The 22265-nt window shown below is 32.7% G+C and carries 15 protein-coding genes, 1 tRNA gene and 1 pseudogene; all 17 read right to left on the minus strand.

All coding sequences use genetic code 11. From position 1 onward, the window contains the following. Nucleotides 1–75: 75 nt before the first annotated feature. Complete coding sequence (locus tag BMZ76_RS12060; RefSeq protein WP_091206844.1) at nt 76–1020, minus strand: FecR family protein; 945 nt, start codon at nt 1018–1020, stop codon at nt 76–78. A gap of 92 nt (nt 1021–1112) precedes the next feature. Further along, nucleotides 1113–1697 (minus strand): RNA polymerase sigma factor, encoded by a 585-nt coding sequence (locus BMZ76_RS12065; protein ID WP_091206848.1) that lies wholly within the window; start codon nt 1695–1697, stop codon nt 1113–1115. A 149-nt stretch (nt 1698–1846) separates the two neighbouring features. After that, nucleotides 1847–2056, minus strand: a pseudogene (locus BMZ76_RS16520) (SOS response-associated peptidase family protein); the annotation flags it as partial. 12 nt (nt 2057–2068) lie between these two features. Next, nucleotides 2069–2308 (minus strand): SOS response-associated peptidase family protein, encoded by a 240-nt coding sequence (locus tag BMZ76_RS12075; RefSeq protein ID WP_091206856.1) that lies wholly within the window; start codon nt 2306–2308, stop codon nt 2069–2071. A gap of 17 nt (nt 2309–2325) precedes the next feature. Further along, entirely contained in the window at nt 2326–2523 is a 198-nt protein-coding gene (gene xseB / locus BMZ76_RS12080) for an exodeoxyribonuclease VII small subunit (protein WP_091206859.1), read from the minus strand. Nucleotide 2524: 1 nt separating this feature from the next. Beyond that, a complete protein-coding gene (gene xseA / locus BMZ76_RS12085) occupies nt 2525–3916 on the minus strand; it encodes an exodeoxyribonuclease VII large subunit (RefSeq protein ID WP_091206862.1) in 1392 nt (463 codons plus the stop codon). A gap of 317 nt (nt 3917–4233) precedes the next feature. Beyond that, a complete protein-coding gene (locus tag BMZ76_RS12090) occupies nt 4234–4812 on the minus strand; it encodes a hypothetical protein (protein WP_091206866.1) in 579 nt (192 codons plus the stop codon). Then, complete coding sequence (locus tag BMZ76_RS12095) at nt 4809–5144, minus strand: STAS-like domain-containing protein (protein ID WP_091206869.1); 336 nt, start codon at nt 5142–5144, stop codon at nt 4809–4811. Before BMZ76_RS12095 ends, BMZ76_RS12090 begins: the two co-directional genes overlap by 4 nt. Beyond that, a complete protein-coding gene (locus BMZ76_RS12100) occupies nt 5134–6180 on the minus strand; it encodes a hypothetical protein (protein ID WP_091206873.1) in 1047 nt (348 codons plus the stop codon). Before BMZ76_RS12100 ends, BMZ76_RS12095 begins: the two co-directional genes overlap by 11 nt. A gap of 159 nt (nt 6181–6339) precedes the next feature. Then, nucleotides 6340–7599, minus strand: coding sequence for a Y-family DNA polymerase (locus BMZ76_RS12105; protein WP_091206876.1), 1260 nt, complete (start codon nt 7597–7599; stop codon nt 6340–6342). Between the two features lie 87 nt (nt 7600–7686). Next, entirely contained in the window at nt 7687–8136 is a 450-nt protein-coding gene (locus BMZ76_RS12110) for a LexA family protein (RefSeq protein ID WP_091206880.1), read from the minus strand. Nucleotides 8137–8559: 423 nt separating this feature from the next. Continuing rightward, nucleotides 8560–8781 carry a hypothetical protein gene (locus tag BMZ76_RS12115; RefSeq protein WP_091206883.1) on the minus strand — a complete coding sequence of 74 codons (222 nt, stop codon included), beginning with the start codon at nt 8779–8781 and terminating at the stop codon, nt 8560–8562. Between the two features lie 288 nt (nt 8782–9069). After that, nucleotides 9070–14238 (minus strand): DEAD/DEAH box helicase, encoded by a 5169-nt coding sequence (locus tag BMZ76_RS12120; RefSeq protein ID WP_091206886.1) that lies wholly within the window; start codon nt 14236–14238, stop codon nt 9070–9072. Nucleotides 14239–14241: 3 nt separating this feature from the next. Next, on the minus strand, nt 14242–18174 hold the full coding sequence (locus tag BMZ76_RS12125) for an Eco57I restriction-modification methylase domain-containing protein (RefSeq protein ID WP_091206890.1): 3933 nt from the start codon (nt 18172–18174) through the stop codon (nt 14242–14244). 5 nt (nt 18175–18179) lie between these two features. Continuing rightward, nucleotides 18180–21029 (minus strand): helicase-related protein, encoded by a 2850-nt coding sequence (locus tag BMZ76_RS12130; protein WP_091206893.1) that lies wholly within the window; start codon nt 21027–21029, stop codon nt 18180–18182. 522 nt (nt 21030–21551) lie between these two features. After that, the gene (locus BMZ76_RS12135) at nt 21552–21824 is read right to left on the minus strand and encodes a helix-turn-helix transcriptional regulator (protein ID WP_091206896.1); all 273 of its coding nucleotides are present in this window, start codon (nt 21822–21824) and stop codon (nt 21552–21554) included. Between the two features lie 320 nt (nt 21825–22144). Continuing rightward, nucleotides 22145–22227 (minus strand) — tRNA-Leu (locus BMZ76_RS12140). Nucleotides 22228–22265 lie beyond the last annotated feature (38 nt).

The raw sequence follows: 22265 nt of genomic DNA on the forward strand, positions 1-22265 counted from the left end.
TTAAGTGTTTAATTTTTTAATAGGATTTCAATTCGAATGCAACTTAATCCTGATTTTAATAGCGAATTTCCGTAATTACTTCTTTGGTTTTTCTCGTATAAAAATTTTATTTGGGGTTTGAAAATTGATTTCTAATTGTTTTACTTCTGCAATGCTTTTAAGGACTGTAGTGATGTTTTCATCTTTAAATTTCCCGGTTATCCGAAGCTTTTCTAATTTCGGATTGTCAAAAAGAATGGTAACATTAAATTTATTTCTCAAAATTTCAGCAGTTTCGCCAAGGCTTGTATTTTTAAGCACCACAATATTTTTGGTCCATGCCAAAAAGTCCTCACGAGAATCGTTTAAAACCTGCGGTACTTGTGATTTTTGAAAAAGTAATTGTTGATTTTTGGTGAGGAAAATATTTTGATTTGGATTTTCTATTGAATTTACTTTCACTTTTCCCGAAAGGACACTAATGCTGTTTGGATAATTCTCATACGCTTTAATGGTAAAAGAAGTTCCTAAAACTTTGGTTATAAATTGGAGTGTTTCAATTGTGAAAGGACTATTTGGATTTCTTACTACCTTAAAATAAGCTTCTCCTTTAAGAATTAGCTTTCGGTTATCTTTGAAGTCGTTCGAGTAAGTAATACTGCTGTTGGAATTAAGTATTAGCTGACTCCCATCAGGTAAAAAGAGTGTTTTTATTTCTCCTTTGGCAGCGGATTGTGTTATGAGACTTTTACTTGTTGATCGGGTTATCAAAAGAGGAATGGCCAGCACAATAATGGCAATTGCGGCTATTTGAATTATTTTAAAATATAAAGACCGAATTTTTTTCTTGGGCTTATTAATTTCAGTTTTTATTTTCTGCAGAATTGTATTCCTTTTTTCTTCGTTTAACGAAAGAATTATGGTGTTTTGCTCTCTCTCTGTTTGTCTTAAAAAGAAGGTTTCCACTGCTTCTTTTTCTGATAAGGAACATTTATTTTGGACATATTTGTGGGCTAATGTTATGAAGTCTTCTTTTTGCAAAATGGGTCTTTTAACTATAAGTACCCGCTTGAATTCTTTTTACGTAGTAGAAAATTTAGTCTTAAAGATTTGTTAACAGAAGTTGAAGCGTATTAACATTGAAGCAACATTCCGGTAATAAAAACCGAGAATTGATACGGATCAATCTTCATTTTAAGCAATTTTAAAGCATCACTAATATGCTTTTCTACCGTGCGAACTGATAAGCCTAATTTTTGGGCTATCTCAATGTTGGTGTAATGCTCCAATCGGCTAAGAATTAATACTTCCTGGCTTCTCGGAGGCAATTTTTTAATTTCCATAAAAATCCCTGCTTCAAATTCTTGGTAGACTAAGTGCTTGTCTGTTTTTGAAGGATGCGGAATGTTTTGAAGTATTTCAACATGTCCGGAATCGAATTTTAAATCCCGAATGTAGTTTGCGACTTTGTATTTGACGGCTCGGAGTAAATAGCCTTCTAAATTGACAATGTTGGTGTTAATGGATTTTTCCCAAAGAGTGATAAATATTTCCTGAACAATATCTTCGCAAATGGCTTCTTCTTTGTAGATTTTAAAAGCAAAGGAATACAATCTTTTCCAATAACGATCAAACAAGACTTCAAAGGCAAGCTGATCTTGACGCTGTAGTTTTTTTTGCAATTCTGTATCCGATAATAGCAGTAGTGATGTTTTCATTCATTTGTAGTTGCCACAAATGAAGTCAATTTTAGGTGGTTGAAATTCGAAATGAGTTTAAGTTATAGTTAACGAATGTCGATGATTTGTGCCCTTTACGAGGTTTAACTATGTTTAGTTAGTTACGATTTAAACATTTTTGGTAGTATTTAAGGTTGTAAGGATAAGTATTTTTTAATTCCTGTTTCTTTGTATAACCAATGGGAATCGAATCCAGTAAAGGGAAACAGTTCATCATTGGGCATACGCAATTCGAAATTTTGTTTTGCTTTCCTTTTTAGATCCAACCATTGCCATTCGTAATACCCATTAGCAATAACCAAGCATCTTTTATTAACTGAATTTTTGAAAGAAGGTTTTTCGTTGACCGTTTATATTTTAGCGTTTAGCGTGTATTTTTTAATTTCCTCCTCCTTTGCCCATTCTGGCATTAAACCCCAATTGTAATCTGTAATGATGTTTGGTTTTTCATCAATAATTACAGGAGTTTTAGGATATTCAAAACCATTTATGTGAGCACAGGGTTTGAATTCCACTGGATTGTCAATAGTTGCATCAAACCTTCTTTGTACTGATAATGCTAATATGGTTTGTTTGGAATGAAAACACATACTATTTTCTTTATTTATTAATTTTCGAGTTCTTTTAAAATTGCATTCACGTCCTCTTCTGTTGTGGTTAATTTTAATTTGCAAAATTTAATTAGTGCTGTTGCTCTTTTTACTTTTGCAGATAGTTCATCAACAGAGATTTCTCCTTGCTCTATTTCGGTAACAATTTTTTGTAATTCCTCAAAAGCATTCGTATAATTCATTTCTTTTTCCATTTTATTCTTTAATTTTTGTGATTGTACTATCTATTGTACCGCTAAATAGCATTGTCTGTATTATTGCGCCTTCTTCCAATTGGGACACTTCTTTGATAGCTTTTCCATTTAAATATGTTACGCTAAAACCTCTTTTTAAAACATTTATCGGATCCATGATTTGGATATTTTTTTCTATGTTTTCCAATGCAAGTTCGGAATTTTTGAGATATAGTATGGGCTGAAATTCTAATTTTTCTTGCAATTGAATTACTACTACTTTTAATTGATTCAGATTGAATTTAGTTGCAATGCGTGTTTTTGCTTGTAATACGTTTAATTTTTCGTGGTTGTTTTTTACTATAAATTGTGATTGTTGTTGAATTGCGTAGCTGGCATTTTTGATTCGGTTTTCATTGGTGTTCAAAATATTAACTGTTATCGAGCGAAATAATTTAAGTTCGGATTCTAGTTTTGTATTCTCTTCACTTAACAATCGTCTGGATTTGTCTGCTATTTTTTCTTTGGCTTTTTGAATTGGTACAGAGAAATTATGGAATTTTTGTATCAGGTATTCGGCAAGTTTTGTTGGTGTTATTGCATTAGTATGTGCAATCATTTCGCAGACAGTCTCATTTGTGACATGGCCAATACCGGTAATAACTGGGATAGGGAACAGGGAAATTGCTTTGGCCAAATCGTAATTGTTATAGCAGGATAAGCCCACATCACCGCCGCCACCCCTGATAATAGCGACTGCATCGAAATGATGGATTACTTTTTTAATTCTTTCTAATTGCGCAATGATACCGTGAACTGCTTTCTCTCCTTGCAGTATGGATGGAAATAAAAGATAAAAGCACTTGTAATTCCATGAATTTTTATCAATTACATCGATAAAATCACCAAATCCTTTGCTGGTTTCTACCGAAATTATTGCAATTCGTTGGGGTAAAAAAGAGAGTTCTAACTTTTTGTTTTGATCATAGATACCCTCCAGCTGTAGTTTTTTTATCGTTTCCCGCTTTTCATTTTCTAAATCACCTAGCGTGTATTGGGGATCAATATCTATTATTTGAAGTGAAAGGCCAAAAGCTGGATCGAAGGATATCTTAGCAAGGAATAAAATTTTAATTCCATCTTTGAGCGGTTCCTTTAATATTCGTAGAAAATTACGATTTATATTTTGGTAATCATCGCGCCATAACGTTGCTTTTATTTGAGCAATTACCTTACCATTTACTTTTTCTATTATTTCGGGAAAGCAATGACCGGATTGACTGTAATGGTTGAGTTTGTTCATTTCAGCTTTAATCCAAAACGCACTTTTATACCTTTCTTCTAACGTTTTTTTGATACTATTCGTTACCTCTAGCAGCGAAAAAATAGTCTTATCATTGATTTTTTCAGGCATGTGATTTTGTAATTATGAATAAAAGGGTGGTCCTTTAATGTTACTTCAAAGATAAAGCAGTTTTATCACTCTTTTATTGGAAGGTGATTATTAGTTTAGTACTCTAACTGTAGAAAGGTCTGAAATGAGAGGTAAATCGTTATTGTATATTAATTGGAATGGGTACATATGTAATTAATAGCTAACGTTTCGGTAATTAAAGATGACTGTAAAATCGTTAACACTCAATTTTCGGATTAACAAAAACTTGATGTATAACGGTAATTCCAATAAACTCCCGCTAACTTAAAATGGCAGGCAACAATAGTTTTTTTTTATTAAATTCTATGGACTTTATTTATTGCTTGTTTAATTTTAGTTTCAAGTTTATTGAAGATTTCATTATGACTTCTGTAGAAAATTTCAGATACAGTGATAAAATTTTCAGACATTATTTCTGCACCAGTAGAATATTTCCAATAATTCAAATATTCCGCTTTAATTTCGGCTCTCATCGTTTTTGTTTCGTTATCAAAAGATTCTTTAAACTGTTCTTCTAAGCAATTTAATTTCAAATCTGTTTCTTCAAATTGAACTATTATTTGTTGTTTATGTCTTTGAGAAATAGTGTTATCATTAAAACATTGTTTAATTATTGATTTAATTGTAATGATTTCAGAAAGAGTGTCCTTTAATTCAATTATCAAATTATTCTTAACATGTCTACTATCTTCAATCCATCGTTTTATAAAAAAAGGAATAGATAAACCAATGGTGGCAGTTAAAATTAGATTAAATACTTCATATATTTTTAGTTTTTTATCAAATTCAATTATAGGATAGCTTTTGATAAAATATCCAATTGATACTGTACCAATAAAGAATAAAATAAATAGCAATATTTTTAAATATTTCATTTTTTTGGAGTTGGATTTTTTATTTCATTTAATACTTTATCTATTCTAATTGGATTTTTATCAGATTTGAATTGTAAATGTTTTAATAATATTTCTGAACCACGTTCCATAGATAATTTTCCAAACGAACCACTAACAAAAGAAGATGGATATCCCCAAACTCCATCCAAATCTATTAATATTATGTAGTTTTCTTCAACAGCTTTATTAAATCTTGTTAAAAAAACATCCTCTAGAAACTCCTGTCCAGAATTAGGACCGTCCTCTCTGTCTCTGGCTCCAGGGTTATCTTTAAATTCAACGGCAATTATTAATGTGTCTTTAATTTTCATTTTGATTGTTGTTTATTTCCCAATAGAACAAAGTTCCGTTAAATGGGGTTTTAATTATTTTATTTTCCTTAGTTTTCAAATCTGCATAAATATCGTTTGAAATTAATATAAATTTATCAAAAACAGGATCTTGGCTACATTCGAAAACTTGAGGAATACCTTTTCCTCGTTCAGGTCTTGCTGTTCTAGATTTGATTTCACCGGCAAACAATTTAGGTACTAAATCCAAATTTGAAGTAAGACCAATTAATTCTAATACATCTCTTTTAAATGATTTAACAGGTAAGCTTTCAAAAATACCGACCCCAAGATCTAAAAATGTATAGCTAGTTTTCGATGAATCTAAATGATTATAAACATGAAGCCACCAGTCGTATTTTCCTCTAGTATTACCAGCATGATTATTTGTGTTTTGCATGATTTCAATCAAAATATCATATAACGGTTCAAAGATTTCTTCGTTTTTAAAAGTATATTTTAAACCTATCAGACAAGCTTCTTTAGCTATGTCTGGCTCGACACGGTTGTTTGTAATTTCATGTATTAATAATTTTTTGTCATTTTTCGGGTGTTTATTTGTAGTATTCACGTATTCATAAAATCCACTTTGCGTGAATAGCTTTTTTAAATCTTCATCATCAGGTTCATTACCTAAAATTCGTTGATTTAAATGAAATCGTTCATCTTTGATTTTTGCTATTTGAACAGCAATCGCGTCAGTTGTTAAAGTTGTTATTTTAGAAATATCAAATAAAATACCATTGTTTGATTTTATTGTATTTTGCGCTAAATTAAAATAACTTATTGTTTTTTCAGTATTATTTATTAAACTAAAATCAGCTGGAGCACTTAAAGGAATTATTTTTGGTTTCCGTTCCACGGTGTTGTAGTATTTACCTTTTTTTCTATCTTTTTTTGATTTACTTTCAACGTAAGTGTATTTCTTTTCTTTTCTTTTTTTATATTTTTTAATAGCATCTAAAGACTTTTTCTGATTACGTTTTTTGAATTTAGACGTTGTGTAAAATTTCTTCATATAGTTATTTAATACCTTTTTAAGTGATTGTTGGGCAACATTATAGCTAGCTTATTTATGAGCGCAACAAGCATTAGCATTTACACCTAAAATGGGTAGATAAACTAATGTTTATTTCGCTTTAGCGATTTTCAAATGTATACAACTTTTAGTACACTATTATAATTGGATAGATATAATTTCCTTAATTTTTGTTGTGAAGGACGGGGAAAGTTTTTCCTGCTTCATTTTCCACTGGCGGTCGAGGGATTGGGTGGCGAATTTGATTTTGTTGGTGCCGTAACTTTTATTCATTTTGTCAATCACACTCATTAGTGGCTGGTGCTTTGGATTTGAGGTGTTGAATAAAGATAATTGGGTTTCGTTATTTGGCGTTAAGCCCATCACTATTACGCCTGCTTTTTTGTAATTATAACCTTCTCTAAAAAGTGCTTTTAGTCCAATTTGTGCATAGTGGTTGAGCTCTATTGTGGAGTTGGTTGGGAAGTCGGTATTGATGATGATGTTACGCGAATATTGCGGTTGGTCTTTGCGGAAATAGTTGGTTTGAACAAATACCATAATCATGTTGCAATGGCTGCCTTGTATTCGTAGTTTCTGTGAACAGGATGCCGTGAAGGTTGATACTCTTTCTGATAGGTCCTCGATTTTGGTATACATTTTTTCGAATGAACGTGTGGTGGCAATCATCTTTTTGTTTTTTGGGGATTCTAAATCTAATGTTGGTTTGCCTTCCAATTCGTGTTTTAACCTCAACCCAACGACAGCCATTTCTTTACGGACCCATTCATCAGACAACTGTGTGAATTGATAGGCGTTAAAAATGTTTTTGGCTTGTAATCGTTTGGCATGCTTACGGCCGATACCCCAAACGTCTTCGATTTTGGTCCATTTTAAAGCTTTAATTCTCTTTTCATCACTATCTATGTTGTACACACTTTTAGTGCGTTCTGGGAATTTCTTGGCAATTTTATTGGCCACTTTGGCCAAAGCTTTCGTTGGTGCAAAACCGATACTAACTGGAATGCCTGTCCCCTTTGTCACTTTGCGCTGCATGTCTAATCCAATTTCATTTAGGTCGAACATTTCGAAACCTTTGAATTTTAGGAAGGCTTCATCGATGCTGTAGATTTCAATTTCAGGAGAATACGTCGCCAGAATGTTCATTACCCGGGAACTCATATCGCCGTATAGTGCATAATTGGACGAATAGACAAATACATTGTTGGCAATAAAAATATTTTTGTACTCGAATGCCGGAGCACCCATTGGGATTCCCAATGCTTTGGCTTCATTAGAACGCGCAATAACACAACCGTCATTGTTAGAAAGAATCACTATGGGCTTGTTTCTTAAATGGGGTTCGAAGACTCTTTGGCAAGAGGCGTAGAAGTTGTTGCAGTCTATTAGGGCGAACATATTATTGAGTATTCCGTATTCAGTGTTCAGTGTTCAGTTTTGATTTTTGAATATTCAGTTTTGAGTATTCAGTTTTCACCAAAAAGGTTAGAACGTTTTGATGCAGTTCGTAACGATCCCCCAGATCATGAAATCATTTTCAGGTGTTACTTTAATGGGTTTGTAGTCTTCGTTTTCGGCAATGAGCCAAACGATGTTTTCTTCAATTTTGATGCGCTTTACGGTAAATTCGCCATCGATTTGGCAGACTGCTATTTTGTTGTTCTGAGGTTCCAAGCTTTTGTCAATAATTAATAAATCACCATCATTGATTCCGGCATTTTTCATCGAATGTCCTTTTACTTTTGCGAAAAAAGTGGAATCCCGATTCTTAATGAATTCCCTATTTAAGTCGATGGTTAATTCAATGAAATCATCAGCAGGCGAGGGGAAGCCCGCACTGATACCCACATCAAAAAAAGGCAATTTTAATGCGGAAGAATAGTCCGGGAAGTAAAATTCCAATGTTGGGGGTTTATGCAGGCTTCGTAATTTCATTTTACAAAATTAGAGAAGATTGAAATTGGTTGTTAGGAAATTGGAAGAAATAGTTATTAACGGCTCGACCTTATACCACGGCTGGGATGACTGCTCCAACCAGTTATAGAAAAATGCTGAGAATCATTATCCTTGCTAGAATGGATCAAATTATTCCTGAATCAAATTATTTGTAAATTCTATTTATGGCTTTCCCTGTTACAAAAAACGATTTCTCCTAACAACTTTGCGAAACCAAAAAAACCTTTTTAAAATTTGGACAAATAATTTCGTTCATATAGATTAAATTTTCGGGTTATTGTTTTTTTTATGTTTAATTTATATAGTACAGTTCAAATTCAAATTTGTTAAAATCGTCTGCAGAAGAGGGGTGGTGACTTACTTATAGCTTAGTTTGAAAATCTACAACAACTTGTAACTTATTTAGCTTCTTAAAAATTGTTCAAGAATGTCTTTTAATTCTAATGCTTTTTCCTTTGTAATCTGGATGTTTTGTTTTGAGCCTCTTTCTCGATCAGTATCTCCCATTGCATAAGTTCTAATTTGAAGATATTGTTTATCCATAGTTACATCCGCTACAACTTCCCCTGAGTGAATATTTATATTTTCATTGTTTAGCTTTACTACTTTACCTAAAATTGCCATAAATTAATTTTTTTGAGATTTATAAACTTTCTCGATCATTTTTACTTTTAGTAAATGAATATGTATTTCTAAATAAGGCCGGAGATCTTGATCAGATATAGCTATTTGCATCTAGTCCCCAAACATCTCGGTTTGTCCATAAGGTCTCCCCCGACTCATTCACCACAGTCCCAGTTTTCTTACCCTTAACCACTTTCTCCTCCTTCACCGGTTTCTAGTTATTCCACATACCAGCGACTACTTCCTCTTCATGGATTTTGTGGTTGAGTTCTAGTAAGCGTTTATATTTTATTTACTAATCGAATTAATCAAATCTTCCAAACCTTTATTACTATCTGAATGGTGTATCACTATCACTTTATAACCAAGTTTTTTTAGTTTAGTACGTTTCTTTTTATCATCTAGAATTATGTAATCTTTGTCATGATCAGGACCATCAATGAAAACACAAATTTTCGGTTCGTAATAAAAGTCGGCTTCGGCTATTGGTTCTCCATCTTTTACGATGTTTTTGTGTAATTGAGATGGGAGTTTTATTTTCTTTTCTTTCAGTTTTGACAACATACTTGCCTCAAAGCTTGATGCTGCTTCTTTGATGAAAATTTCAAATATTACATTGTCATCTTGCGAACCATTAACTGAAGAAGCATTTGATAATTCTAATAGGAAGTCTTTTATTATGTTTCTATCGAATAGTTTATGATCTCTTTGGTTAAAGAAATTACATATACAATTGTAGCAAGAGGTAGCACAAGCCCCATCTTTATCATTGCCGAATTCATCAAAGTGTAAAATATCTAAAGCTTTAATAGCTATTCTTTTTAGTAAATCAACATCTTTAACAATTGCTGATAATGTTCCTGTTCCTCCCTCAGAAGTTTCAAAAATGATTAGTTTACAATTTTGACCGATTATTGGCTGGTATAAACCATTAATTTCATTATCATCAAGATTCATAACTGTACAAATACTTTGGACTAAAACATTATATAATGTTTTTCCAAATACCTCATCGTTTCCAATGGAAGGTTCTTTAAGCTGTAATGTAATTATATCATTTCTAGACTCTGTTATTAATGATATATTCCTATTTATTTGATTGGCATTCAAGTTCTTTTCTCTCAAATAATCATCAAACCTATTCAATGGAACCCAATTCAGATTAAAAGTATCTAACATAAAACCAACATCACCCTTATTAAAGTCAGCCATTTGTCCTAAATTGAGGTGATTCATTTCACCACTACGTTCAAATGAAATTCTACAAATGCTTTTGTCGTGATATATAACTTCGTTTACTTCTGCTTTTCCTGTTGGTTTGTAGCTGTGGATTATTTTGTAACCTCCTTTTAATCTTTCTTCTTCGTCCGCTGTAATTCTGTTACGTTTTTGCGCTCGCATTTTTGGAAATTTCATCACATTAATGACGGTCTGAGATTCCCATACCGAACCACAGTTTGGACAATTGGATGGAATTTGAGTAGCTGTACCTAATTTTTCTACATGTTCACAATCATTACAAACAACCGCATTAAACTTATTGGAAGGATCCACTTCTTTACTGACTGTTTGAATACTATACTTTAACCCACCATAATAGAGTGTGTTTAACGGCGCAAATTCTCTGATTGCCATTGCATGGTCTCTTGATATTTCTTCTTCTTCTCCTTTGTGCAATAATCTTACTGATGTAACTTTCGATGGAAAAGCATAATTAGGAAGGAATCCAACCTGCGATAACATGCGATACACATAGAAATCTTCTTTTCCATTTTTAAGATTATTATTTCTTTTTTCCAGCGCATTTCTTCTACCAGGTAACGAGAAATCAGAATTTCCGTCATTGCGTATACGTGCATCAATTTCTTCAATTTCTTTGAGTGATTCTTTGTAATCTTCTCTCAAATTATTAAAAGCCGTATCAAAATAATAGGCAAATTGGTCAACCTGGTCTTCTATTGCTGCCCAAGTTATCTGACCATATGAGACGTCAATTTCGTTACTAAAGGCTTCTTTGATGTTATTCAGTATTGTCTTTTTGTTTTTTTGAATGGATTCTATTAAATCTTCAATGTAATCTTTCATCATTGGAAGATCATCTCTATTACTGAAGTCGATAAATTGTTCCGGTTTGGTAAGTAATTTTTTGTCTATTGTTTGTAATACCAAAGAATTTACATGCGCTTGAAATAAAGTAACATTCGCTAAATTGAAACGAGGGACACTGATTTTACCAGAAACTATTTCCACAGGTCTATTGTAATAATATTGATCGTGAACACCACGACTGGAACCCGAACCACAAAAAGTTTGAATAATTGAACCCTGACCACTTCTACCTGCACGACCTGCACGTTGTGCATAATTACTAGGGTTTGGTGGCACATTTCTTAAATAAACGGAAGATAATGTTCCAATATCAATACCCAATTCCATGGTTGGTGTGGCTATAAGAAACTGAATTTCCGGTGGATTTTTTTTAAATAAATTTTCTTTTCTTTTTCTGTCCTGACCTTTTACCTGACCTGAATGATCTTCTGCAATAATGTTTTCTTTACCATTAAAAGGTTTAGTGTATTGTATAGTATAAAAATTTTCTTGTTTTACATCAGCCACTAATGTTGATTTACAAGCCGGTTTAATGCAACGATTAATGCTAGCCCAATTGTATTTTGAACCACATTTACCACACATGTATCTGTATTCTGATTTTGGTGATTGAATTAAAATCATATCTGGTTCTATGAAATAGACATCCTCATAATTTATTTTTTGTTTTGCCAGATAGCCCATTAAAACTAAAAATTCCCTTGTTTGCTGAATTACAGTAACAATTTCTTCCGTTTCTTCCAACTGAAAACATTTTCTCACCCATGTGTTTAAAGCTCGCGAGCCATCAAAAGCATGGAAGGTCAAATTCGGTGTTTTTGCAAATCTTTCTTTACCACCGTTCGTATAAATACCTACGTTTGTATCTTCTATGGCTTCAAATATTCTTTTCTCAGGGGCTTTTTGTTCAATGAAGTCAATTACCTGTTGGCGAAATGTTGATTTATCTAAAAGATTGGGATGACCTATAGCCATCTCACTTCTGAAAATTTCCATAAAACCTGTTATGTAATCTTTTAAAAGCAGTTTGTCTACACCTTTCAATTCCGAGAAATAAGACAGCTCTGGCTGGATAATTACTTCGTCAAGCGCTTCATAAGTTGCCTCTAACAATCCAACATCCTCGAGGTTTATACTGATAAATCGTTTAGTAGCTCTTATCTCTACATACAAATACGTTTCAAGATATTTAAGATATTTTTCTTTAAACATTCTCCGTTGCGCAAACGGAATAGATTTCTCGTATTCTTCATCAATGATTAACGGATACAATAAGATTGGTAAATCTTTTACAGGTAAAAAATCTTCTTGTTCTTTAAGCACGTTATACAACGCTCTTCTAAAATAAATTTGATTATACCAATGGTCTAAATGTCCTGCTTGGAAGGCTGCATCTTGTCTATTATCCGTAAATCCAATTACTTTTCTTTCGTTTTCAGGTGATGCCCCTAAAGAGGCTGTTACAATTACATTGGTTCCAGTAGCTCGTCCTATAGAATTTAATAAAAATACTTTAGAAAACTCCGTTGCACTACCAGCATGTTCTGTTCTACAGGAAGGACAGTAGGAAAAAGGAGCAGGCATCAAGGTTCCCATTTCCTCTTCTTCCTCATGATATTCTATGAAAGAGTTAGTTTGAGAATTTAACACCCCCAAAATTGGTCTTTTATCATTGTATGCAGCCTTTAATTCTCTTCTTTTCGGTGTTAACCATTGTTCAGGAACACTATTCAAACCTTCTTTGTAAACAGGAGTATAATATCCAGCTGTTCCTCTGTTGGTTTCGTCCTGATATGTCCATGGATTGGCTTCATTGGTTTGTTCGTCATACCACATTCCATAATACTCCTGCCCGCAGGAACGACAAAAATGTAATGGAAATAATGTTGAGATATCTCTGCCTTGTTTTTCGCATTCTGGGCAAGTTGTTTCTCCGCTATCACTCAAATAGCCACAAGTTTCTACTAAACAACCTCTTAATTCAGAACCTTGATTATAAAAAGCATGAACTTTTGGTACAAATCTAGGGACTTCTCTTCCCATTGCTGAGACAACAGTTCCCATCATACCTAATAACAAACCTGAATGAATTTCGAGTTTACAAGCTTCTTCTGTTTCTGTTGGACGGATTTCTTGTTTGTATTGTTTCGCTAATGTACCAAGGTCTTTAACCTCTTTAAGTGATTTTTCTAAGAAACTTAATAGTTTAGAATTTTTCAGTTCTTCACCTAAAGCTAAACTTGTACTTTCACCGCTATAGGCATATCCCATTACTCTTTCAAAAAGAGGGTATACTGTTGTTATGTTTTCACCATCAAAATCTATGAAATCGTCTTCATTAAGGGTTAGTTTAGGAGCTAATTTATCTCCATCAAATTCAATCGTTTTATCTTCTTCTTCGACTACTATATTTTTAGATAAAAATTCCTCCCCAAAAATTCTTGAAGCGAAACCTGCTACTGCTTCTGAAGAACCCTTTCCATCAAGGTCATTGGCCATCGTAGCCGATGTGCCGATACAAATTAATTTGCCAGTAGTATCTGTTTTTTGTTTTAAACGACGGATGAGGAAAGCTACATCAGCACCTTGTTTGCCACTATAGGTATGTAATTCATCGAGTACTAGAAAATGAAGATTTCTTTTTACTTCTTCTCTGAATAACACGGCATCATCATTACGTGTTAACAGCAATTCCAACATAACATAGTTGGTAATTAAAATGTCTGGTGGTGTTCTTCGTAGTTGTTCTCTGTCGATGATTTCAGAATCGTTAGGCATTGCGTCTGCGCCAAAAACTTCTTTGTAGGCTTTCAAAGCTTCTTCACCTGTGTTTTGAGTATCACCGGTATAAAGACCAATTTTCAAACCCGAACTATTTAATTTACTGGCTAACTCTTCATATTGCGTGTTTGCCAGAGCATTCATTGGATAAATGATTATGGCTTTAATTCCTTTTTCGCCTTTGGAATGTTGCTCTAAACAATAGTTTACAATAGGTAATTCAAAGCACATCGACTTTCCTGATCCTGTTCCTGTAGTAACTACTAAATTTTCATTATTGGAGCTAACAATTTCTACTGCTTTTTGCTGATGGGCGTAGGTAATGAACCCTGAATATATATTGTTGCAAGCTGCATTGAGCCATTCTTTTTTTATTAATTCATCAATAGAAGCACCTGCTTTAAACCTTTTGCTGATTTGTATTACTGGTTCTTGCCAAAGCATTTTACGCTTGTCAATACCGTCTTCAACAAATTTTTTAATTTCTGGGTTCTTAAATACCTGAAAGGTTTGAATATAGGACTTGTATTGCTCTTTTACTGATTTGTATATTTTGAATGGATCCATTGATTATGCTTTTTCAGTAGTTGTTTTTACTTGTTGTTGTACTTCTTGCTTTACCCAAGCAAACTCATCATAGAGTTTCAAGATGGTATCTTTGGTGCGGAATGTGCCATATTTGGCTATGTCTTTACGTTTTACAATTGGGAAAGTGTCTAGAATATATTCCATTTCTTCTTTTTCTAAACCATATAAATGTGCGTAAATAGCATCTAACTCACACTGCAATTGGAAACGTTCTCTATCATTCCATTTAAATGGTTTTTCTAAATAACTTAAATCGGAAGCAAATTTGCTTAATGAATTGGAAGTATAAGTAAGATTTAAAACTTTATTTGAAATAACATCAATAATTTTTGAATTATAATGTGAAGGAGATATCACGGGAATTTGATCAAATACATAAACAGATAAATGAGACCCCCCAATTTTTTTTCTTGAAATAAAATCAAAAACAAATGAATTAATGTTTGCAAGAAAACATACTTGATTTTTTGCATCATGACATTTGTCAAATTTTAAAATATAAGCACTTAAAACTATAGGTAATTTTGGAACGATTGTAGCGATAGTTGTCCTATTATTAACGGCTCCTGTTACATTACGGTAAATTATGAACCATTCTTGACTATAATTTTTTGAGTATTTATCCAAAAACACTTCTGAATCTATATAATCTTTAGTAAATATTTCAAAATCAGGATTAACTTTTTCTTCTAAATTAACATATTTAGGTTTACTATTTGAAATGTCTTTTGCGGTTACTTCTTCATATGTTGCAAATCTATGGTCATATTGCCACATCAACTTTGACTCATAAACAGGTAAATACTCTTTCCGATCAAGACTAATGCTTAGAGAATGTTTATCTCCTTCAAATTCAAATTCGGATAATAATTTTAGAAATCTAGAATCATCAGAACCATTAATCATTCTATGATTTAAAATTTTCCATGGATTTTCATGAGAGAGATTACAAACAATAGGAAATGAATAGAGTTTAATTAACAGCGATAAGTCTTCACTATTTCTTAAAACAGGAGCATTTTTTGTATTAGGATTTATTAATGCAATATCTTTTTTACTTAAAACAATTTTTCTATTGACATCATTTATTTCATCATAGGAAATTATGTTAAACATAAATTCTGTTATTATAGAATTTGGTACAATTGTTAATAATGCAAACTTCGTATCTCTATGTATATCAAAAAATTTTCCTCTGTTATGATAGTGGTGGAATTTGGATAATAATTCTTTTTGAATCAAATAATCAAATATTTTTTTTGTGTCAAACCCCGTTGCAATATCCCCTTGTACTATTATTCCAGATGCCTTAGAAAGGTTTAATATTTTTTCGGTGAATTTGGAATATAAATTTATCTTCCCTTCATTGGTTAGCGGGAACGTGCCAGAAAATTTATAAAAACGTTTATATGACTCATATTTATAAGCTTCATTTAAGTAGTCATTATATAATGATGAATTTGAAATGTTTAACTTATCTATTTCCTTTAGCCGCTTGTTTGTCACTGTTATATTTGCTATATGTGGTGCTGAAGTCTTAAAAAACTCTTGTGTTTTAAATTCAACTGTTTCCCAAGGAGGATTCCCCAATAAACAATCAAACCCCCCTTTTTTAAATACTTCGGGAAATTCAAGATGGTAATGAAAGAAGTTGTATTTACTTGATAACATTTTTACATTATCAATCAAAGTTTTGTTAACCAGTTGGTTTTCTTTTAGACTTTGAAGAGTTGTATTGGTAGGATATAATTCGAGATCGTGCTCTTCTTTTTCTATAAAAAAAGCAGCGGTCCACACATCGGCCATCACCCAATCTTTGAATTGTTTTTCGAGCTTTTCTAAATTATGAAATTCTTCTTCAGCGGCCTCTACATCATCCGTTTTTTCTTGTTTGTGCTTGTTGAGTTTTTCACGTAGTTCTAGTAGTTCATCGGTTTCATTGCGTTTAAACTTAAAGCCGTATTGTTCTGTTGGTTCTTCTAATTTGCTTAATTGTTCGAGTTGTTTTTTTACTTTCTTTTTAAGTTCCGTACAAATTGCAGGATTGTCATTACCAACTGCATTAAAAGCTTCTGCTGGAATACCTTTTTTGATTAAATCAGGGTTGGCACCAATTAATGAATTTCCACATTTTAATTTGTGGTCCAGGAAAGTCATTGGCATGTCAGGTAAGGAAGCCGTAATCCATAAACTAAACTTGGCTAATTCTAATGCCATTGGATTTAAATCGACTCCGTAAATGCAATGTAAGAGCACGTCTCTTTTTGCTTCACGTAATTGGTCTTCGGTTGGCCTTTCTTCATCACCCATACGAATTAATGACAGTTCTTCCCCCATTTTTTCTAATGCGGCACAAAGGAATGCGCCCGAACCACAGGCTATATCGGCTACTTTTAAATCGAGTAGGGCTTGTTCTTTTTCAGCAATAGTAGTTTTACCAACTAAAACATTATTAATTACAGGCACTAATGCGGATTCTATCAGTTGTGCTACTAAACGGCTATCTGTATAATAAGAGCCAGATGTTTTACGGTCGGTTCCTCTATCATCCAGATAAAATTGACCCCGTTTCATTTCTCTTTTACCAACAGTTATGGCTTCTCTTGCTAACTTGGGGTCATAATCGAGTAAGCTTTCGTACACTGAGCCTAATTCGTCTATGGCGAGATTTGCATAGTTGATACGGTTGCTGAGTTTATCCATTTTAAAATAACTCAAATGGTAAATGGCATCGAGCAAGTATTTGTTTTTAAGAGAAAGTCCATTTATGGTTTTTAACTTTTTATCAGAGAACAATTGCCCACCAAATGCATTGATGATATCACCGTTTTTAAATGTATACCCTTTGGTCACTAATTTGAAAGTTATTTTTAGTCCTTCCCATAAGTCTTTTTCCTCATCGTGGTTGAAATTACCACGTTCTGCTCTTTCTCTTAACGCATTAAGGCTGTAGGTTCTGGCATAGATACTATTACGCACCGGAAGCCATCCTTTTTGTTCTGCAAACATTAAGAAAAGCAATCGGTAAATGATATTTAAAATTTCGGCATAATAGGCTTTTACTTTTCCGTTTTGAAATTCATCGGGATTTAAATCTTCAGCAAAACCGTTTCCTAATTTTTCAATGGCGTCAATAACCTGCTCACGTAATTTGTTACCAACTTTTACTCCAGTTTCTCTTGATTTTTTATGAAAGCTTTCTAAAAGACAGTTGTCTTCGGTTTCTATTGCAACACCTTCTTCATCATATTCTATAACTTGATTTCCCTGATATTGGTTGTCAATACGTGACTGATGGAGTGTTCTATAAAGCACACGAAACTGTTCGGAACTCGCTGTTTCGAAAATACTTTCTATGTCAAATTCTAAAAAACCTTTGGTAATAGAGTGATAAAAATCACGAAGGATTCTAACTTTTTTACCGTTTATCAGAATTGCCCATTGGTGGTGACTGGTATTGAGGAATTGCTGCACACTATCCTGTGGACTTTTGTTAGCATGTGTACGGCTGCTTTTATCTTTAATGTCAAATTCTTGAGACGAATGTACCATATGGATAGGAGCTGCATATTCGCTGTCCCAACCCTTGTAAGGTATTTGGTATTCAATTCCAGATTCACTTTTAATATTGGAAGCGACAAAAATAGTCTGGTAACCTAATGCTTTTAAAAATGGGATTATCCATTTGTTTCTTAATTCAGAATTATCCAATTTGTTTTCGATAATGTTGGATCTGTTTTCCTCCCAACGTTCGCGAAGTTTTTCGAAAGTTTCTGCGATAGTTTCATCTACCTTTTTTACTTCGGGACCAAAACTTTTATCTTTTACATAATCGGCTTTTGTTTCGCTGGCCAGAGCCAAACAAAAGTCTTCGGTAATTATATTTCCACTAGATTTAATAAAACTTAATGCCATGTTTTTTAATTAAGAGGTTGGATTATTGTTACTGTTAACAAATCATAACCTGCTTTTTCAATGTAAATAATGTCATCTAACCAAGTTGGTTGGGATGAGTTTTTACTTTCTATTAATATTTTTTTGTAAAGCTCCTGTCTTTCGTTAATCAGTTTAAATCGTAGCTCTTCAATTTTATTTTGAATGATTTTGTCTAAACTAGCTAATTGTAATGCTTCATTAATGTATTCTGTGAAATCAGATTGCGATAGATTTCTTGTTGTAGTTGCTGGCGAAAAATTGGTGTTACTGATTTCTTTATCAGAATAACTATCAACAGTTAGCGAGACTAATTCTTCGATTACTCTTTTCTCTTTAATACCGACTGTAAAACGAACTAAGAAATTGTAATTGTAATGAACTGATTCTACTTCATCACTAAAAAAGTAGGCATTGCGTCCATACAATCCTTTGTTGGTGAAGAATTCGGCTTTTACTAATTCAATTAATTTACGAACGAATGGATGTCCAGCATCTAAAATTATTGCGTCAGGATTTGTTAAACCTAATTCAGGATCAAAAGTTACTTTTTTAATAGTATCTCCAAAACGTTGCAGGACTAGTCGGTCATCATTAATTGTTATTTCATAAAATCCCGAACCTTTATCAATTAAAGCCGAATTGAATCTTGCTAAAGCTGATTTCACAAAAATCAATACTTGATCTTGTGAACCGACGATTCGTTTTGTTTCTTCAATTCGTTTATCTATTTCAGGTAATTCAATATCAAGGCTACTGTAAAATGATTCTTCTTCAATTTTCATTTTACGTTTTTTATCCTCTTCAGGGAAAGAAAATGATTGTCTTACTGCTTTCTTTGTTTCATCAACTCCTACTGTTGAGAATAAATCAGGACCATCGGGCACATTTTTCTTTTTACTTCTTTTTTTGGAAGAAGCTTCAAATATGATACTTTTTAAATATTCTTCATCACCAAAAAATGCAGCTGCATAATCACGGTCGATTTCAATTGTTTTGGTTTTTTCTAACAATAAATCTAAAATCTCCTTGTCTAAAGTTTTGTCAACTACTAAAGTTCTTATGCAAACAGTTTCTCGTTTTTGACCAATTCTATCAATACGACCATTACGTTGTTCCAATCGATTAGGATTCCAAGGCAATTCATAATGGACGATATTAGAAGCAAGACGCTGTAAGTTCAAACCTTCTGAAATTACATCTGTTGCAATTAGAATAGCTCTTTTAGCTCTGTCAAATTTCCCAAATATTTCTGTTCTACTCATCAAACTCATGTCACCATGCATTATGAAAGTATCAAATTCTTTGGTTTTTAAGTTTTTTTCCAAATAATCAAGCGTGTCTTTATATTTGGTGAAGACGATGACTTTTGGATCTTTTGCCATTAATTCAGGGAGAATAACATTTTTAAGATTTTGTAGTTTTTCATCATCTTTAGGAGTTAGGGTCTTTCCAAATTCTATAATGGATTTTAACTCTTCGATTTCATTACTACTTAGTGCTTCGAAATCTAATTTTAATGATGCCATTTCGTCAGAAACTCTTTCATCATCGGATACAAAATCGAAGACATAATTTTCAAGTGTTTCTGCATCATTGACAGTAATATTATCAACATTATTTTCAATTGTTGCGATTCTATTCTCCAAAGATTTTAAAACAGCATATGGTGAACTAATAGCTCTTTTTTGAAGATGGATTGCTACCCAATTCGCAATATTCTTGCCTCCATTTGAATTGTTTTCTTGCGCTGATTTTAAAATAAAATCACCATATCGTTCCACGGCATCCAGTAATTGAATTAGTTTACCATTAGGTTTTGGATCAATGATAACTTCTTTTTGGTCTCTTTTTGGAAAAGGGGAATTTTTACCCTGTTTTTTATACCAGGCTTCTAATTTCTTTCTATTACGTTGAATTACGTTATAACGGGCTTTGTTTTTGTCAAAAGTGATATCACCATTACTTTTTCTAGTTACTATTTCAGGATTCAAGATTTCAAGAATACTAGCAAAGGAGTCTGAATACCCGTTGTGAGGTGTTGCGGTAAGAAATAATACATTAGGAATTTTTTTCCCTAAATCTTTTACCAATTCATATCTTTTTTGCTGCTTAGTAACGTTTGATTTACTGTGTGGTTTTGCACATAAATGGACCTCGTCCACTAGCATAAAATCCCAATCTTGTTCAGATATCTGTTGTTTAATATCGGGTGATTTCGCGTAATCGACAGAAGCAATCACAAATTGGAAATATTGCCAAGGATTAGCCCCTGCAGGTAATTCTTTTTCAAATTCCTTTCTAGAATATGAATCTATGATTGTTGCTTTAATGTGAAAGAAATATTCTAATGCCTCTTTCCATTGTGGTTTAAGGTTTGCAGGAGTTAGGAAAAGTACTCGCTTTACTTTACCACGTTGAATTAGTTCCGATATAATAAGTCCTGCTTCAATTGTTTTTCCTAAACCAACATCATCTCCAATTAACATCCTGGTATTTGGATTTTCCAGAGCCAATACCAACGGTACCATTTGATAATTATAAGGAACAATAGAAGAACGGTGTAGGCTAAGAAACGGAGCAGAACCATGTATTAAATCAAATTGATAGGCTCTTAAAAGCAACCTTTGTGCAGTTAAATCCCCTGGTAAATTAGCATTTATACTTTCAAATCTTTCTTCGCTGATATCTTCAATATCTGCTAAAAATGTTTTCTGGTCATCGGAGTTGCCTGTAATTGGAGTTGCTACAACTTCTATACCGTCAAATTCGTCTACTCTCCAGAGGCGGTTTCGCATGTTAACAATAATTCCAGGCTTAATTTTATCGGTGGTCATTTATTTTAGGGATGTATTTTATTTTTATGGCTCTATATCTTGTATGATATCTCGACTTGTAAAACTAAATATTTTTAACTATTTAAACTATTCAAAATTTGAATATGTTGTAAAGTAATTGTTGTGAATTTTATTGCTTTAAGAATTTTATTGCTTCCTCTAATTTTTTCAAAAATGACTAAATTTGACTTTTTTTTGATTTGTAAATTAATGCGGTTTTGACCGATTTTGCAATACTCACTTTTAGTGATATTGATTGAAGTAAATAGGTAAAAAAATAGAACCTTTTAGAAATTCCGTTGACGGTTCCGTTAACGGCTCCGTCAACGGGCGATTTCATAACCGTCAACGGCTTTTGACGGGTTTACGGTTGGTTATTCTTACAAGTAATATTGTTTTTCAATGCAGCTTTGAAATTTGTTAACGACTACGTGAACAAATTTAATTAAAGTTGAGCGGCAGGAAGAGAATAGTATTGCTTCAACTTTTAGACTTATTCCGTGGTTCTAAAAATTGTTTTTTTTAATTAATTGCTTTTATTATGACACTTTTTTTATACCGAACCAAATTGCCAATACGATAGGATTGAATGATATTTTTCTTTTCCCAATCGCATAAAGTTACGAGAGAAACAGAGAGCATTTTTGCGATCTCTTTTCTTGTTAATAATTTATCTTCATTGATTTCTTGAATAGGAAGTATGATGTCTTTTAGTGCTATGATAATTTCTTTTATAATTTCGTCCTTAAAATCCTCCACGCTAATAATATCAAATTGAATAATTTCTTTTTTCATGATAATAGATTTTGTGGTTATGTTTTTAAAGTAGTAAAAAGAATAATTCAACAAAGTGAATTAAATTATTAGAGATGGGTAGCAATAAAATCTTTGCTTATAAAATAAATTTTGCAATCTTGATAGAAGGAAAAACAGTAATTGTAGTTTTGAAGATATACCTGAAGTAAAGGCATTTTATATAAAAAAAACAATGCTTTATCTGTTGTTTAAGAATGTAAATTTGGAATAAATAAAAAGGCTTTAGTCTACACTTTTCAACTTGGTTGACTAAATGTTGACTAAAACCTTTGTTAAGCCTTATAAATAGGCTTTTAAAGTGACCACGGCGGGATTTGAACCCGCACGCCCTTGCGAGCACCAGCCCCTCAAGCTGGCAAGTCTACCGTTTCTCCACGTGGCCTTAAAAAAGAAAAGGTCCAGTAATAAATTACTCGACCT

The organism is Flavobacterium xueshanense, assembly GCF_900112975.1.
Taxonomy (GTDB): Bacteria; Bacteroidota; Bacteroidia; order Flavobacteriales; family Flavobacteriaceae; genus Flavobacterium; species Flavobacterium xueshanense.